The sequence below is a fragment of the Enterococcus sp. AZ080 genome, from assembly GCF_051714945.1.
In the GTDB taxonomy this organism is placed as follows: Bacteria; Bacillota; Bacilli; order Lactobacillales; family Enterococcaceae; genus Enterococcus_B; species Enterococcus_B pernyi.
Window position 1 is genome coordinate 1,014,292 of the sequence record NZ_JBIOSV010000001.1, and the last position, 15,969, is coordinate 1,030,260.

Annotated in this window: 8 protein-coding genes, 15 tRNA genes and 3 rRNA genes; 23 read left to right on the forward strand and 3 right to left on the reverse strand. The window is 42.8% G+C overall.

All coding sequences use genetic code 11. The annotated features are described in order from the left end of the window. Window positions 1–151: 151 nt before the first annotated feature. The 18 genes from IGK01_RS04755 (at window position 152) to IGK01_RS04840 (ending at window position 6,502) form a co-directional block, all read left to right on the forward strand. A 16S ribosomal RNA gene (locus IGK01_RS04755) occupies window positions 152–1,712 on the forward strand. A gap of 230 nt (window positions 1,713–1,942) precedes the next feature. Continuing rightward, window positions 1,943–4,857, forward strand: a 23S ribosomal RNA gene (locus IGK01_RS04760). Window positions 4,858–4,947: 90 nt separating this feature from the next. Then, window positions 4,948–5,063: ribosomal RNA gene (rrf, locus tag IGK01_RS04765) — 5S ribosomal RNA — on the forward strand. Together the 16S, 23S and 5S rRNA genes with 15 tRNA genes alongside form the textbook arrangement of a ribosomal RNA operon. Before the next feature lie 12 nt (window positions 5,064–5,075). Further along, window positions 5,076–5,149: transfer RNA gene (locus tag IGK01_RS04770), tRNA-Asn, on the forward strand. Between the two features lie 39 nt (window positions 5,150–5,188). Continuing rightward, window positions 5,189–5,277 (forward strand) — tRNA-Ser (locus tag IGK01_RS04775). A gap of 16 nt (window positions 5,278–5,293) precedes the next feature. After that, window positions 5,294–5,365: transfer RNA gene (locus IGK01_RS04780), tRNA-Glu, on the forward strand. A gap of 16 nt (window positions 5,366–5,381) precedes the next feature. Continuing rightward, window positions 5,382–5,454: transfer RNA gene (locus IGK01_RS04785), tRNA-Val, on the forward strand. A 9-nt stretch (window positions 5,455–5,463) separates the two neighbouring features. Further along, window positions 5,464–5,536 (forward strand) — tRNA-Asp (locus tag IGK01_RS04790). Between the two features lie 42 nt (window positions 5,537–5,578). Continuing rightward, window positions 5,579–5,654, forward strand: a tRNA-Phe gene (locus IGK01_RS04795). A gap of 1 nt (window position 5,655) precedes the next feature. Then, window positions 5,656–5,736: transfer RNA gene (locus IGK01_RS04800), tRNA-Tyr, on the forward strand. 6 nt (window positions 5,737–5,742) lie between these two features. Then, window positions 5,743–5,816 (forward strand) — tRNA-Trp (locus IGK01_RS04805). 2 nt (window positions 5,817–5,818) lie between these two features. After that, window positions 5,819–5,891, forward strand: a tRNA-His gene (locus IGK01_RS04810). A 10-nt stretch (window positions 5,892–5,901) separates the two neighbouring features. Then, a tRNA-Gln gene (locus tag IGK01_RS04815) sits at window positions 5,902–5,973 on the forward strand. Between the two features lie 38 nt (window positions 5,974–6,011). Next, window positions 6,012–6,082: transfer RNA gene (locus tag IGK01_RS04820), tRNA-Cys, on the forward strand. 16 nt (window positions 6,083–6,098) lie between these two features. After that, window positions 6,099–6,183: transfer RNA gene (locus IGK01_RS04825), tRNA-Leu, on the forward strand. Window positions 6,184–6,247: 64 nt separating this feature from the next. Further along, window positions 6,248–6,320: transfer RNA gene (locus tag IGK01_RS04830), tRNA-His, on the forward strand. 9 nt (window positions 6,321–6,329) lie between these two features. Next, window positions 6,330–6,401 (forward strand) — tRNA-Gln (locus tag IGK01_RS04835). 17 nt (window positions 6,402–6,418) lie between these two features. Then, window positions 6,419–6,502: transfer RNA gene (locus IGK01_RS04840), tRNA-Leu, on the forward strand. A gap of 111 nt (window positions 6,503–6,613) precedes the next feature. Here the strand turns inward: IGK01_RS04840 and IGK01_RS04845 are convergent. Together IGK01_RS04845 and IGK01_RS04850 are read right to left on the reverse strand one after the other, a co-directional pair. After that, the gene (locus tag IGK01_RS04845; RefSeq protein WP_438840525.1) at window positions 6,614–7,240 is read right to left on the reverse strand and encodes a hypothetical protein; all 627 of its coding nucleotides are present in this window, start codon (window positions 7,238–7,240) and stop codon (window positions 6,614–6,616) included. A 167-nt stretch (window positions 7,241–7,407) separates the two neighbouring features. Then, complete coding sequence (locus tag IGK01_RS04850) at window positions 7,408–8,124, reverse strand: helix-turn-helix domain-containing protein (protein ID WP_224434627.1); 717 nt, start codon at window positions 8,122–8,124, stop codon at window positions 7,408–7,410. Window positions 8,125–8,720: 596 nt separating this feature from the next. On the opposite strand from IGK01_RS04850, the gene IGK01_RS04855 reads away from it, so the two are divergent. Both IGK01_RS04855 and IGK01_RS04860 read left to right on the forward strand, forming a co-directional pair. After that, window positions 8,721–9,569, forward strand: a complete 849-nt coding sequence (locus IGK01_RS04855; RefSeq protein ID WP_137072144.1) for a hypothetical protein — start codon at window positions 8,721–8,723, stop codon at window positions 9,567–9,569. A gap of 3 nt (window positions 9,570–9,572) precedes the next feature. Next, entirely contained in the window at window positions 9,573–11,246 is a 1,674-nt protein-coding gene (locus tag IGK01_RS04860; RefSeq protein ID WP_438840526.1) for a hypothetical protein, read from the forward strand. Between the two features lie 181 nt (window positions 11,247–11,427). Here the strand turns inward: IGK01_RS04860 and IGK01_RS04865 are convergent, their stop codons facing one another. Next, window positions 11,428–12,483 (reverse strand): LacI family DNA-binding transcriptional regulator, encoded by a 1,056-nt coding sequence (locus IGK01_RS04865; RefSeq protein ID WP_023519434.1) that lies wholly within the window; start codon window positions 12,481–12,483, stop codon window positions 11,428–11,430. A gap of 331 nt (window positions 12,484–12,814) precedes the next feature. On the opposite strand from IGK01_RS04865, the gene IGK01_RS04870 reads away from it, so the two are divergent. The 3 genes from IGK01_RS04870 to IGK01_RS04880 are packed head-to-tail and all read left to right on the forward strand — an operon-like array spanning window position 12,815 to window position 15,961. Then, entirely contained in the window at window positions 12,815–13,120 is a 306-nt protein-coding gene (locus IGK01_RS04870) for a hypothetical protein (RefSeq protein ID WP_023519435.1), read from the forward strand. Then, on the forward strand, window positions 13,029–14,816 hold the full coding sequence (locus tag IGK01_RS04875; protein WP_224434629.1) for a DUF2264 domain-containing protein: 1,788 nt from the start codon (window positions 13,029–13,031) through the stop codon (window positions 14,814–14,816). The genes IGK01_RS04870 and IGK01_RS04875 overlap by 92 nt, the downstream gene beginning before the upstream one ends. An 11-nt stretch (window positions 14,817–14,827) precedes the next feature. After that, entirely contained in the window at window positions 14,828–15,961 is a 1,134-nt protein-coding gene (locus IGK01_RS04880) for a glycoside hydrolase family 88 protein (protein ID WP_438840527.1), read from the forward strand. The last annotated feature ends 8 nt before the right edge of the window (window positions 15,962–15,969 follow it).

A 15,969-nucleotide genomic window follows, 5' to 3' on the forward strand; every position in this document is an offset into this window, starting at 1 on the left:
GGGCGTCTTGATTCAATTCAAGACAACAAACATTTTTAACAAGCAAGCAATATGCTAGCAAACAATTGAGCTTAACAAATGAACTATATGATGTTCGAAAGTAAATTTCGAACTACAGTTCCACATCAGCTTTCGCTGTGAGGAACTAGCATATTATGAGAGTTTGATCCTGGCTCAGGACGAACGCTGGCGGCGTGCCTAATACATGCAAGTCGAACGCTTCTTTTCCCACCGGAGCTTGCTCCACCGGGAAAAGAGGAGTGGCGAACGGGTGAGTAACACGTGGGTAACCTGCCCATCAGAAGGGGATAACACTTGGAAACAGGTGCTAATACCGTATAACAATCGAAATCGCATGGTTTCGTTTTGAAAGGCGCTTTACGGTGCCGCTGATGGATGGACCCGCGGTGCATTAGCTAGTTGGTGAGGTAACGGCTCACCAAGGCCACGATGCATAGCCGACCTGAGAGGGTGATCGGCCACATTGGGACTGAGACACGGCCCAAACTCCTACGGGAGGCAGCAGTAGGGAATCTTCGGCAATGGACGAAAGTCTGACCGAGCAACGCCGCGTGAGTGAAGAAGGTTTTCGGATCGTAAAACTCTGTTGTTAGAGAAGAACAAGGGTGAGAGTAACTGTTCACCCCTTGACGGTATCTAACCAGAAAGCCACGGCTAACTACGTGCCAGCAGCCGCGGTAATACGTAGGTGGCAAGCGTTGTCCGGATTTATTGGGCGTAAAGCGAGCGCAGGCGGTTTCTTAAGTCTGATGTGAAAGCCCCCGGCTCAACCGGGGAGGGTCATTGGAAACTGGGAGACTTGAGTGCAGAAGAGGAGAGTGGAATTCCATGTGTAGCGGTGAAATGCGTAGATATATGGAGGAACACCAGTGGCGAAGGCGGCTCTCTGGTCTGTAACTGACGCTGAGGCTCGAAAGCGTGGGGAGCAAACAGGATTAGATACCCTGGTAGTCCACGCCGTAAACGATGAGTGCTAAGTGTTGGAGGGTTTCCGCCCTTCAGTGCTGCAGCTAACGCATTAAGCACTCCGCCTGGGGAGTACGACCGCAAGGTTGAAACTCAAAGGAATTGACGGGGGCCCGCACAAGCGGTGGAGCATGTGGTTTAATTCGAAGCAACGCGAAGAACCTTACCAGGTCTTGACATCCTTTGACCACTCTAGAGATAGAGCTTCCCCTTCGGGGGCAAAGTGACAGGTGGTGCATGGTTGTCGTCAGCTCGTGTCGTGAGATGTTGGGTTAAGTCCCGCAACGAGCGCAACCCTTATTGTTAGTTGCCATCATTTAGTTGGGCACTCTAGCAAGACTGCCGGTGACAAACCGGAGGAAGGTGGGGATGACGTCAAATCATCATGCCCCTTATGACCTGGGCTACACACGTGCTACAATGGGAAGTACAACGAGTCGCGAAGTCGCGAGGCTAAGCTAATCTCTTAAAGCTTCTCTCAGTTCGGATTGTAGGCTGCAACTCGCCTACATGAAGCCGGAATCGCTAGTAATCGCGGATCAGCACGCCGCGGTGAATACGTTCCCGGGCCTTGTACACACCGCCCGTCACACCACGAGAGTTTGTAACACCCGAAGTCGGTGAGGTAACCTTTTTGGAGCCAGCCGCCTAAGGTGGGATAGATGATTGGGGTGAAGTCGTAACAAGGTAGCCGTATCGGAAGGTGCGGCTGGATCACCTCCTTTCTAAGGAATATTACGGAGACTACACACGTTTGTCGATACTTTGTTCAGTTTTGAGAGGTCTACTCTCAAAATTTTGTTCATTGAAAACTGGATATTGAAGTAAAAATGTAAGTAATACAAACCGAGAACACCGCGTTGAATGAGTTTTTTAATAAGTTCAATTGCTTATTTTTCTTGATTGGACTTCTATCGCTAGAAGAAAGATCAAAACCCAACCGCAAGGTTGATAAGGTTAAGTGAATAAGGGCGCACGGTGGATGCCTTGGCACTAGGAGCCGATGAAGGACGGGACTAACACCGATATGCTTTGGGGAGCTGTACGTAAGCTATGATCCAGAGATTTCCGAATGGGGGAACCCAGCATCTTTTATAGGATGTTACGTATACGTGAATACATAGCGTATACGAGGTAGACGCAGAGAACTGAAACATCTAAGTACCTGCAGGAAGAGAAAGAAAATTCGATTCCCTGAGTAGCGGCGAGCGAAACGGGAAAAGCCCAAACCAATGAGCTTGCTCATTGGGGTTGTAGGACTCCAATATGGTAGTTCTTTCAGATAGTCGAATGACTTGGAAAAGTCAGTCAGAGAGGGTGAAAGCCCCGTAGATGAAATTTGGAAGGCACCTAGGAGGATCCTGAGTACGGCGGAACACGAGGAATTCCGTCGGAATCCGGGAGGACCATCTCCCAAGGCTAAATACTCCCTAGTGACCGATAGTGAACCAGTACCGTGAGGGAAAGGTGAAAAGCACCCCGGAAGGGGAGTGAAATAGAACCTGAAACCGTGTGCCTACAACAAGTCAAAGCCCGTTAATGGGTGATGGCGTGCCTTTTGTAGAATGAACCGGCGAGTTACGATTGCATGCGAGGTTAAGTTGAAGAGACGGAGCCGCAGCGAAAGCGAGTCTGAATAGGGCGTTTGAGTATGTAGTCGTAGACCCGAAACCATGTGATCTACCCATGTCCAGGTTGAAGGTGCGGTAAAACGCACTGGAGGACCGAACCCACGTACGTTGAAAAGTGCGGGGATGAGGTGTGGGTAGCGGAGAAATTCCAAACGAACTTGGAGATAGCTGGTTCTCTCCGAAATAGCTTTAGGGCTAGCCTCGGAATTGAGAATGATGGAGGTAGAGCACTGTTTGGACTAGGGGCCCATCTCGGGTTACCGAATTCAGATAAACTCCGAATGCCATTCATTCATATCCGGGAGTCAGACTGTGAGTGATAAGATCCATAGTCGAAAGGGAAACAGCCCAGACCACCAGCTAAGGTCCCAAAATATATGTTAAGTGGAAAAGGATGTGGGGTTGCACAGACAACTAGGATGTTGGCTTAGAAGCAGCCACCATTTAAAGAGTGCGTAATAGCTCACTAGTCGAGTGACCCTGCGCCGAAAATGTACCGGGGCTAAACATATTACCGAAGCTGTGGAGTACACCTTTAGGTGTATTGGTAGGAGAGCGTTCTAAGGGCGTTGAAGGTAGATCGTGAGGACTGCTGGAGCGCTTAGAAGTGAGAATGCCGGTATGAGTAGCGAAAGACAGGTGAGAATCCTGTCCACCGAATGACTAAGGTTTCCTGGGGAAGGCTCGTCCGCCCAGGGTTAGTCGGGACCTAAGCCGAGGCCGACAGGCGTAGGCGATGGACAACAGGTTGATATTCCTGTACTCGTTGTTTTTGTTTGAGCAATGGAGGGACGCAGGAGGCTAAGGAATGCAGACGATCGGAAATGTCTGTCCAAGCAGTAAGTCTTGATAGGAGTCAAATGCTTCTAACTTTAAGGACAAGCTGTGATGGGGAGGGAAATAATAGTACCGAAGTTCCTGACGTCACACTGCCGAGAAAAGCTTCTAGTGAGAAAACAACGACCCGTACCGCAAACCGACACAGGTAGTCGAGGAGAGAATCCTAAGGTGAGCGAGAGAACTCTCGTTAAGGAACTCGGCAAAATGACCCCGTAACTTCGGGAGAAGGGGTGCTGATCGTCAGATCAGCCGCAGTGAATAGGCCCAAGCGACTGTTTATCAAAAACACAGGTCTCTGCAAAATCGTAAGATGAAGTATAGGGGCTGACGCCTGCCCGGTGCTGGAAGGTTAAGAGGAGTGCTTAGCGTAAGCGAAGGTACGAATTGAAGCCCCAGTAAACGGCGGCCGTAACTATAACGGTCCTAAGGTAGCGAAATTCCTTGTCGGGTAAGTTCCGACCCGCACGAAAGGCGTAACGATTTGGGCACTGTCTCAACGAGAGACTCGGTGAAATTTTAGTACCTGTGAAGATGCAGGTTACCCGCGACAGGACGGAAAGACCCCATGGAGCTTTACTGTAGTTTGATATTGAGTGTCTGTACCGCATGTACAGGATAGGTAGGAGCCGTAGAAATCGGAACGCTAGTTTCGATGGAGGCGCTGGTGGGATACTACCCCTGCGTTATGGCCACTCTAACCCGCACCACTAATCGTGGTGGGAGACAGTGTCAGATGGGCAGTTTGACTGGGGCGGTCGCCTCCTAAAGAGTAACGGAGGCGCCCAAAGGTTCCCTCAGAATGGTTGGAAATCATTCGAAGAGTGTAAAGGCAGAAGGGAGCTTGACTGCGAGACCTACAAGTCGAGCAGGGACGAAAGTCGGGCTTAGTGATCCGGTGGTTCCGCATGGAAGGGCCATCGCTCAACGGATAAAAGCTACCCTGGGGATAACAGGCTTATCTCCCCCAAGAGTCCACATCGACGGGGAGGTTTGGCACCTCGATGTCGGCTCGTCGCATCCTGGGGCTGTAGTCGGTCCCAAGGGTTGGGCTGTTCGCCCATTAAAGCGGCACGCGAGCTGGGTTCAGAACGTCGTGAGACAGTTCGGTCCCTATCCGTCGCGGGCGTTGGAAATTTGAGAGGAGCTGTCCTTAGTACGAGAGGACCGGGATGGACTTACCGCTGGTGTACCAGTTGTTCTGCCAAGGGCATTGCTGGGTAGCTATGTAGGGAAGGGATAAACGCTGAAAGCATCTAAGTGTGAAGCCCACCTCAAGATGAGATTTCCCATTTCTTTAAGAAAGTAAGATCCCTGAGAGATGATCAGGTAGATAGGTCAGGAGTGGAAGTACAGTGATGTATGGAGCGGACTGATACTAATCGATCGAGGACTTAACCAAAATAAAATGAAAAACTCGGAGAGTTTCTTACTGATACTTCAAATCCAGTTTTGAGTGAACAAGATTTACTCAAACATAGATAACACCAAGTGTGGTGGCGATGGCGAGAAGGATACACCTGTAACCATGCCGAACACAGAAGTTAAGCTTCTTAGCGCCGATTGTAGTGAGGGGTTGCCCCTTGTGAGAGTAGGACGCCGCCACGCTGGTATTATTATTCCGGCATAGCTCAGTTGGTAGTAGCGCATGACTGTTAATCATGATGTCGTAGGTTCGAGTCCTACTGCCGGAGTTCTCATTTATGAGAAGAGTAATGAGCTTCTTTCACTCTGGAGAGTTGTCCGAGAGGCCGAAGGAGCATGATTGGAAATCATGTAGATGGTGCAAACTGTCTCAAGGGTTCGAATCCCTTACTCTCCGTAATTGATGTTTTACTGGCCCGTTGGTCAAGCGGTTAAGACACCGCCCTTTCACGGCGGTAACACGGGTTCGAATCCCGTACGGGTCATTTAATTGGATACATTGGAGGTTTAGCTCAGCTGGGAGAGCATCTGCCTTACAAGCAGAGGGTCAGCGGTTCGATCCCGTTAACCTCCATAATGATTTGGTTCCGTGGTGTAGGGGTTAACATGCCTGCCTGTCACGCAGGAGATCGCGGGTTCGATTCCCGTCGGGACCGTCATTTCTATTCAATTAAAAAAATAAATAATTTATTCTTTATGGCGCGGTAGCTCAGTTGGTAGAGCAACGGATTGAAGCTCCGTGTGTCGGCAGTTCGATTCTGTCCCGCGCCACCATGGAGGAGTAGCGAAGTGGCTAAACGCGACGGACTGTAAATCCGTTCCTTAGGGTTCAGTGGTTCGAATCCACTCTCCTCCATTTTATAGGGGCATAGTTTAAAGGTAGAACAGCGGTCTCCAAAACCGTTAGTGTGGGTTCAATTCCTGCTGCCCCTGCCATGGCGGATGTGGCGAAGTGGTTAACGCATCGGATTGTGGCTCCGACATTCGTGGGTTCGATTCCCATCATTCGCCTTTTTTTCATTGGGGTATAGCCAAGCGGTAAGGCAAGGGACTTTGACTCCCTCATGCGTTGGTTCGAATCCAGCTACCCCAGTCCTATAAATATTAATTTATAGCTTAAAATAGTATAATGGCGGTATAGCCAAGTGGTAAGGCAGAGGTCTGCAAAACCTTCATCACCGGTTCAAATCCGGTTACCGCCTTAGTACTAATTACATTGCCGGCGTGGCGGAATTGGCAGACGCGCTGGACTCAAAATCCAGTGCCCGTTGAGGGCGTGCCGGTTCGACCCCGGCCGCCGGTATTAACTAAGATGACCACATCTTAGTTTTTTATTCGGAAATTAAATAACAAATTATTTTATTATGGCGGATGTGGCGAAGTGGTTAACGCATCGGATTGTGGCTCCGACACTCGTGGGTTCGATTCCCATCATTCGCCCTTTATTATTGGGGTATAGCCAAGCGGTAAGGCAAGGGACTTTGACTCCCTCATGCGTTGGTTCGAATCCAGCTACCCCAGTTTTTATCTATTTATTTGCCGGCGTGGCGGAATTGGCAGACGCGCTGGACTCAAAATCCAGTGATCTCACGATCGTGCCGGTTCGACCCCGGCCGCCGGTATTTTGGCACTAATGTAGTCTATACGTTGGTGCTTTTTTCTTTGTTTGACGTTATCGGCATTGAGACATATATACGAACGGATAATATACGCCAGGAAAAATATCTAAGTGATTAAAAATAGCCTGTATAGTTTGTTGTGGAAGTGGCTGAATTTAAATGAGTGATTCTATCCATTAGAAGCGCCCAATCCTCTTGTGTAGGAATATTAGGCAAACGGTGAATCGGACACGGGAAATCTTCGTTTACATGTAGATCATAGTTGCAGATGATCAGGTTGGCTTGATGATCATTGATTTCTTTTTTTGTCACTGGTTGTTCAATCACAAATTTGACTGAGATTTGTCGCAAGAAGAGTAATTCTGCTTCTTGAATAATATAATCGTCCATCGAGGGACAACTTTGTAGTGCTACGATGACCCTCAGAGGTTGTTGTGAGTTGATCCTTAAAATCGTTGCATGGAACGTGGTCAGGCTAGCAGCTAAATGATCAAGATGTGTGAACTCAAACATCGGATGGACTTTTAATCGCTCTAAATGCTGAAGCCAAAGGTGAAAAAGCTCTGGGTATTTTTTTTTCATTAAATCAATCAAAGCAACAGAGGTCATTTCATATGAAGGGCTCATCTTTGAGAGTAATCTCGTATTGATCAAGAAGGCTTCGATTTTATCTAAAGCACCATTATCCAGCATCTGTTTTGGAAAAACCTGTAATAAAAAACGTTGGACTGCATCGACCACCACTGCACCTTCTTGACAACGAAAGGCGTAGGTTCGTTCTTCATCTAATCCTTGCCAATTTGAATAAGAGACACAATGTAAAAAAACAAGATACAGCCATAGCGATTCTGATTCAGGAATCGTTAGCTTGAAGTGTGAAGAATAGTAGGAGGCAATCAGATGTTCAATCAGCTGATTGCCTCGATTTTTTTGACTAAAGCAACGGTGCTATTGTTAAAGTGACAAAAATTTTTAGACTGCCCTCTAACTTTAGCAATCGATAACCAAAGCGAAAAACGAAAATGGCTAAAATGTAGAAAAGTTATCCCACTTTTTCGACCATGAGCGATAATTGAATGCGCATGGTGATTGCTATCAGAATCGATGATCTGACTATCACCAAAGCTTGAATAAAAAGAAAAGAGTAAAAAACGAATATCTTCTTCTTTGCCAATAAAAGTGAGCGGACCGGTTGCTTTCGATATGCGATACTCTTTCAGTACTTCATTCATATGACGAATGATATTGAAAATTGAACTACGAGAGATCATCAAGTAGTCCGATAATTGTTCTGTACTATACGTTTTGTTATGAAGCAATAGATCCATCATACGATAAATGGTTGTATCTTTAGCTAGTATAGTAATGACTGAATCGACAGAGATTTCTTGAGGGTCTATTTGTAAGAATCCTTGTTCATTGTAAGTAATCTGAAAATCAATCGTAGGTAAGGAATGATTGATAATATCGATATCTTTTCGTAAAGTTGGTTTTGAAATTCCTAATTTTTGTGATAGATCACTAAGGGTTAAATTCTTACTTTGGTGCGTACGTATAAACTGTAGTAAGTTATACTGTCGTTTGAATTGATTATCTAATTGTAATGTCATAGGTAAATTATTCATGAGAGAAACCTTTCTTTAAGACAAATGTAGAATTTGATAATAAGTACACTTTAGAAGATGAAAATATAGTTATTACTAATAGTGTATTAGTTATTTAAAATTTAATCAATTTTTTTATCATTATTTTCACATTTTTATTTAACTATTTCCGATGAGCGATGATTTACCCGACTTTTTTTGGCATTATCTTTGATAAAACTTATTTTTAAGCGGTGAATTTCATTTGTGAATTAGATGAAATATTATTTTAAATAGATAAAACGTTATGCTGAATCTCATTTTTCTTAAATTTAATAATGAATATAATTGATTTTGTGTAATTTTAGTTAGAGATACAAGGTTATTTATTTACTTAATCTAATTTTATTTTAAATAAAAACTTATTTTATGGATATAAATATGTAGTGAGATATTCAGTTGGTAACAATGATTTTTAGCAGTAGTAACAAGTTTGAATCTGAATTTATTAGAAATGGAAATAGTATTTCTAACTAAATAACGAAAATTAAATTACTAAATATTTAGTAAAATAAATCGTTTTCTTTTCTTGCCAGTCACGTTATAATAGATAAAAATGATCACTAGGGGGTAGTGAAATGACGAAGTTAACATTAGCGATTTATGATAAAGAAAGAGTTCCAAGAAAAAGTTTTCAAGGAGAAGAAGAAATAGAAAAAGATTTGGTTGTGACAGCAGAAAATTTTGTGCATTTGTCTATGAGAAAATTTGAGTACCAAGAAGGAGATCAAATTGCTGTCGAAATGGATGAGTCTGGGAGGTACCTATGGGTCAAACTAGATGAAACTTTAGAAAGTTCACTGATCTATCTACCAGGAAATAAATGGACCTATGAAGTATCATTTCATTCCAATCGTATCAAAGCCAGACCGGAGACTCGTTTTTCTGGGGGACGACATTATCTAAGTGTTCGTTGTGCTTCTGAAGAGGAAGTGAAGATGTATCGTAATTTAGCGTTGAATCCGCATGATCAAAAAGAAGAAACTGGTGCGTATCCACATGCGAGTGCAAATGTGGAAACGAGAAATGATGCCACTTTCTTTGCATGTAATGCGATTGATGGCGTATACGCGAATCATTCTCATGGTTCATACCCATTTCAATCTTGGGGCATCAATCAGCAAGCTGATGCAGCTTTGACGATTGGTTTTGGTCGAGAGGTCCAATTGGATAAAGTTGGTTTTACATGGCGAGCAGACTTTCCACATGATAGTTACTGGACGAATGTGACGATTCAGTTTGACGATGGAACTAGTGAAACGTTTGCGACCGAAAAAACAGCTCAACCACAATATTTTTCATTTAGTGCAAGAAAGACCAAAACTATTCGCTTTTGTGATCTTATTCAAGCGAATGACCCATCGCCGTTTCCTGCATTGACGCAAATTGAATTGTGGGGCATGAATGATCAGCCGATGAAAGGATAAGCAATGAAAAAATACTTTTTGAAGCAACTGTCAGAAGCCAAAAAAGAGTATCTTACGAATAAAGTAGTTCCTGAGTTGCCAGTCTCGGGGTATAGAGAGTTTTTGATGACTGGAGAGCGATTGGTTTTTGAGAAGGCGTACTTTGCAAGACGTAAACATGCTACTGTCTTGGCGTTGTCCTTATTGCAAAAAAAAGAAGCCGAAGTAGTTGAAGGGTTAGAACAAGTTTTGTGGGGGATCTGCAATGAGTATAGTTGGAGTTTACCAGCTCATTTACCAATTGAAGCGAATCACTTTCGTGTGGATTCCCCGACATGGATCGATTTATTTGCAGCTGAGACAGGACAAATGTTAGCAGAGATAGTCAAGTTGTTTGAGAAAGAATTATCTGAACTATTGATGTTTCGAATCCGGTCGGAAATCGATCGACGACTCTTCGTTCCTTTTGTAACAAACACATGGCCGTTTGAATCATTTGAGAACAATTGGAGTGCGGTTGTAGGTGGTTCGATTGGTATGGCTGCCTTGGATATACAAGAAAAAGGCGGTAAATCACAAGCGGAGATATTGAGGAAAGTAGATCGTTGTATGGCCTCTTATTTACGAAGTTTTGGGATGGATGGCGCATGTGAGGAAGGCGTCAGCTATTGGGCATATGGATTTGGTTATTATATTTATTTTGCAGAAAAATACCAACAAGTTTATGATGATGACCGCTATCTGTTGGGTGATAAAGTGAAAAAGATCGCGGCTTTCCCTAATGATGTGATGCTCGCTGAAACAGAGGCTATACCGTTTTCCGACTACCACCCAGCGGACTTACCAAGTGGATTATTGAGTTTCTGTCAGGAAAGGTTCCATGTCGCAATTCCTGAAGTTGTGAGAATCAATGACTTAGATTTTGATCATTGTTATCGTTTTGCCCCTTTATTACGTAATTTACTCTGGTCAAAAAGACATATTGTGAATGATCAAAAAGAAGTCCTTCATTATTTTGAGGATGTAGCATGGGGCGTTCTTCAATCTTCGAAAGAAAATTTGGTGTTTGCAGCAAAGGGAGGACGAAATGATGAAAGCCATAATCATATAGATATTGGTCATTTCGTATTTGGTACGAGAGAAGACTTATTTCTTACCGATCTTGGAGCGGGAGAATATACAAAAGATTACTTTGATGAAAAAACACGTTATCTTTTCTTAGTGAACAGCGCACTTGGGCATAGTATTCCTATCGTTGCGAACAGTTACCAATTACCTGGAGCTGTTGCGGCAGAACATACGAGTTTTCAATCAACGAGAACTGGTGGAGTCTTCAAGACAGAATTGGCTTCCACGTATCCTTCGCAGATAGGACTACGCCAGATGGATCGGACAATAGAAGTGGATCGTTCGAAACGACAACTTGTTTTGAGTGATGCATTTACATTCGAAAAAGAAAATCAGTTAGTTATTGAAAATTTTATAACGACGAATCCAGTGGAAGTTATAGGGAAAACGGTATGTATCACAGGAGAAAAAGAAAAGTGTGAGATGTATTTTTCAAAACCTGTGCAGTTGATCAAAGAAAGTTATTACGATCACTATGGCCAAAAAAATGAAGCTACGCTGATCCAAGCGACTTATCAGTTGCTGAAAGAAGAAACAATCCAGATCGAGATTGCGATCAAAAGTAAATGAGGGCACGTGATTATCAGCGGTAAGCGTGGGACTTGTTTAATGGAATGAGGTAGTGACACACACATCCTCGCAACTGAATAAATGGTGTTTCAGAAGCAATTCCTTCGTAAATAAGCTAGAAAACCCCAAAGTTTTAAAAATTCGGGTTTTCTAGCTTATTTATCGGAAGTTCATCTATCAATCATGAGTTCTTTTTATTTGGTGGGGTAGTTGAGCCACGGACGATTAATTCTGTATCTAATAGGATTCGTTTCGCAATACCAGGGGAGTGGATACGTTCGTGTAAAAGATTGATGCCTGTTTCGCCCATTTCCTCTGTATAAGCTCTGACCGTTGAAAGGGGTGGCGTGATGTAGCGAGAAATTGATAAATCATTGATACCCATCACGCTGATCTGTTTAGGTACTTGGATCTGATGAGCATTCAATGTATGGATGATACCGATAGCAAAAGCATCATTTGCGGCTAAAATGGCAGTCGGTAGATCGTCTTGCCATTGTACTAAGGCTTTTTCTGTCAGTGATTCACTCGTTTTGACGTCAAGAGAACTATTTTCTTTTACGAAAAAATATTTTTCGTCGAATAGCTGATGATGTTTCATCATATCGATATACGTATTAGTCGTTGGTGTTTTGTAGGTTCGATACCCGTAGAGATTGGCACTTTCTTCTGCACCGATATAGGCAATCTTTTTATGTCCTAAATCTAAGAGATGAGTAAGTGCGACTTCAGTGGCTTGACCAAAATCAGTATTGACACAGTCATAATCGTGAAAAGGAAAATTTGATCCGACGACGCATAGATTTGGCGCAGTAGTATTTAATTCATCAATTTTTTCTTGCGTGAATTTACCGATTGCTAAGATGCCATCGACTGCTTGGATTTGATGTTGTTCGTTTTGGGAAAAGTTAATGACGTGATAGCCAAGTTCTACTGCACGTTTTTCGGCAGCTAAACGAATGGACATGTAATAAATATCTTCTAGTTCTTCGTCACTCGTGCGCCAAGTAATCAAACCAAGGACACCTTTTTTTTTCAACAGTCCATTTGCTGAGTGGGAATTGCCATTTTTTTTTGCCTTCTTTTTATATTTAGTGTAGTTCAGCTTTTCTGCAATTTCGAAAACTTTACGTTTGGTTTCTTCTGTTGCTGAGAGTGTATCATCATAATTTAAAACGCGTGAAACAGTAGAAATCGATACGCCTGCTTCCTTTGCGATGTCGGTGATCGTCGCCATAAGCTACCTCCGGATAATAGACTTTATTAATTATAGTATAGGTGATTTCAGTAAAAAGGCAAGTAAAAATGTTTATTTTTTTACCAAAAAAATGTTGACTTTTTACTAATTTTAGGTAAAATTTAGTAAAAGAAAACGATTTCATTAGGAGGGGAGCCAAATCAAACGATTTCTCTTCGGATTACAATTCATTTTTATCGTTAGTTTTTGTACAGGATGTCAAACAAATAGCCGACAACAAGAGAAGGCTTTTGAAAATCAAATCAAAGAAGAAATCCAGCAAAAGGCGCATGTTTTTACTGAAAAAGAATATCAGCCAGCGAAGGTTCCATTGCATCAGTGGGTAAAAATCGAAGGAAAAATTATACGATCAGATGGTAAAGAACAAATAGAAAAAGGCGATCGCTTTATTCTGAGAAGTGGTTCCAGTGATTACCAAGTATTCAATGAACAAGCAGCATCAATCAATGTGGGCGATGAAGTGATCGTTTACGGAGAATATTATGGGTTTATCAAAGGATTTTTAATTGAAAGGGAGAATATACATGCAACAATTTCGTACAAAAAAACAATGGCAAGAAAATTTTCGCCAGTTAATGGCACCGTTACGTCCTTATTACAAAAATCAACCGGGTAAATTAAAACTAGGAACACATGGCACCGTCTATTCAGAGGCAACAAGAGAAGTTGAAGCATTTTTACGACCACTCTGGGGATTTGGTCCTTATCTGGTCGACGAAGATGATGCTGAATTAGCATCTGATTATCTGAAAGGAATCATTGCAGGGACTGATCCACAGAGTGATGAGTATTGGGGGACAGTAACAGACTATGACCAGTTGATTGTCGAGATGGCTTCAATAAGTACGACGTTGCTTTTGAATCCTGAAAAAATCTGGGGACGTTTAACTTCGATGGAACAGACGAACTTGGCAGAATGGTTATTCACAGTCAATTCGCATAAAATACCTAAAAATAATTGGTATTTTTTCCGTATCTTGGTGAATATCGCATTGAAAAAATGTGGCAAATCCTATTCACAGCAACAAATCGATCAAGATTTTGAAGTGATCGAGCATTTTTACAATGACAATGGTTGGTATTTTGACGGGGCAGATACGCAATATGATTACTACGTCTCATTTGCGATCCATTATTACAGCTTAGTATATGCCCGTTTTATGGCAGAGCAAGATCCAGTCCGCACAAAACGGATCAAAGAGCGGGCCGTTCTTTTTGCTCAAACATTTAAATATTGGTTTGATGCTAATGGCGAAGCATTACCTTTTGGTCGTAGCTTGACATACCGCTTTGCCCAAGCGAGCTTTTTCAGTGCCTTGGTGTTCGCGGATGTGGAAGCACTCCCTTGGGGTGAGATCAAAGGGTTGCTTAGTCGTCATTTAGAAAACTGGATGGATAAAGAGATTTTCTCGACAGATGGGCTTCTAACTGTTGGATATCATTATCAAAATCTAGTGTTTGGAGAAGGGTATAACGGACCGGGTTCTCCTTATTGGGCAATGAAGAGTTTTCTCTTATTGGCTGTACCTGATGATCATCCGTATTGGCAAGCAGAAATATGTCCACTACAAATTGAAGAAAAGACGCTAGCATTGCCGGAAAGTAAAAATTTTTACCAATACAATCAGTCATTGACGCATCTTCAAGCTTTCCCAGCTGGGCAGTTTGTCAATCAGCAAAGCTTCCCACATGCCAAATATAGTAAATTCGTCTATTCGACACGCTTCGGTTTCAGTGTCCCAAAATCTGATTATTGGTATTACGAAGGTGCTTACGACAGTACGTTAGCTTTGGCAAAAGATGGTCATTATTTCCGTCCGAAAGGGTTAGACCTAGATTTTTCTGTTCTACCTGATCGTATCATCCATGAGTGGTCTCCGTGGGAAGACGTCAAAATTCATTCCACGATCGTTCCACTGGAAAACTGTCATGTCAGAGTTCATGAAATTGAAACAACAGATTCTATACATGCCTATGACGGAGGTTTTAGTGTCCCTCTCGAACAGACTTTGCCAAAAGCAGACACGTTAAGTATCGAAGCAAAAACAAGTATCGGAATCTCAAAGATCGAGGGCATCATCGGGTATGAAAAAGCGGATGTTGTGCGAACGGAACCAAATACGAATCTCTTTTACCCACGTACGATGATACCTTTTGTCTCAGCTGAGATCTCCTCAGGCAAACACTTGCTTGTATCCCTTGTTTCAGGGACTTTACCTGGTGAAACAGTGATCCAGCCAGTTATTGAGCAAAAAGGACAAAAATTACTGATCCAACAAAAGAATCAAACGATCGAACTAACGATTAGATAATGGAGGTAGGAATGACACAATTTGATTGGTTGACACATGAAATTGATTTTGTAACTAATAAAGTCAAAAAAAATCTGACACTTTTTCAAGATACCGTACCACCTGCTGCGAGCGTAGACCTTGTCTACGTTCCAGAGGAAAACACGGATTGGACAGCTAGTTTTTGGATAGGGATGCTCTTCCTAGTAAAAGAACTGATGAATGACCAAGCGGCTGATGCAACGATCGAAAAACAATTGGCATCTTTTCGTCAACGCCTTGAAAATGACATTGCGCTTGAAACGCACGATATCGGTTTTTTGTACACACTCTCAGCAGTAGCTGATTATCAAGTGAACCGACGGGAATCTTCAAAAGAATTAGCAATTCAAGCAGCGGATCGGCTGATGAAGCGTTATGACGTTAATACACAGATCATTCAAGCTTGGGGAGATTTAAAGGATGAGCACCAACGTGGGCGTATGATCATCGATTGTCTGATGAACTTACCGCTTCTGTATTTTGCATCTAATATGACGGGAGAGAGCAGTTATAAAGAAGCTGCCTATGCCCATGCCAAACAAACACAACGTTACATCGTTCGTGATAATTTTACGACATATCATACGTATTATTTTGATCCGAAAACTGGCAAAGCAATCGGTGGTAAGACACAACAAGGATTTTCAGATGATTCTTGTTGGGCGCGTGGGCAAGCATGGGGAATCTATGGCTTTACACTGAGTTATAATCATACAGGTGATTACACGTTTTTAGAAACAGCCAAAAAACTGGCTAACTATTTCATCGACTGCTTACCAGAAGACACTATCTGTTATTGGGATTTAGTATTTCATGATGGCAGTGGTGAAGAAAGAGACACTTCCGCTGCGGCAATCGCGGTGTGTGGTTTATTGGAACTGGCGAAGCAACTGCCATTAAGCGATCCGAAAAAAGAATATTATCAGACTGTTGCTATCACAATTATGAAAACGTTATCAACTAATTATACAAGTGTGGATTCGCCACAATCGAACGGCTTGTTACTTGAAGGAGTCTATGACAAAAAATCAAATAAAGGAGTGAAGGAGTGCATGATCTGGGGGGATTACTACTATGTAGAAGCCATGATAAGACTGAAAAAAGTTTGGTACAGTTACTGGTAAAAAACTAA

What these genes read in the sequence shown, in the direction of transcription:
- IGK01_RS04850 (WP_224434627.1), bottom strand. Translation starts at nt 8,124, where the DNA reads ATGAATAATTTACCTATGACATTACAATTAGATAATCAATTCAAACGA.
- IGK01_RS04855 (WP_137072144.1), top strand. Translation starts at nt 8,721, where the DNA reads ATGACGAAGTTAACATTAGCGATTTATGATAAAGAAAGAGTTCCAAGA.
- IGK01_RS04860 (WP_438840526.1), top strand. Translation starts at nt 9,573, where the DNA reads ATGAAAAAATACTTTTTGAAGCAACTGTCAGAAGCCAAAAAAGAGTAT.
- IGK01_RS04865 (WP_023519434.1), bottom strand. Translation starts at nt 12,483, where the DNA reads ATGGCGACGATCACCGACATCGCAAAGGAAGCAGGCGTATCGATTTCT.
- IGK01_RS04875 (WP_224434629.1), top strand. Translation starts at nt 13,029, where the DNA reads ATGCAACAATTTCGTACAAAAAAACAATGGCAAGAAAATTTTCGCCAG.
- IGK01_RS04880 (WP_438840527.1), top strand. Translation starts at nt 14,828, where the DNA reads ATGACACAATTTGATTGGTTGACACATGAAATTGATTTTGTAACTAAT.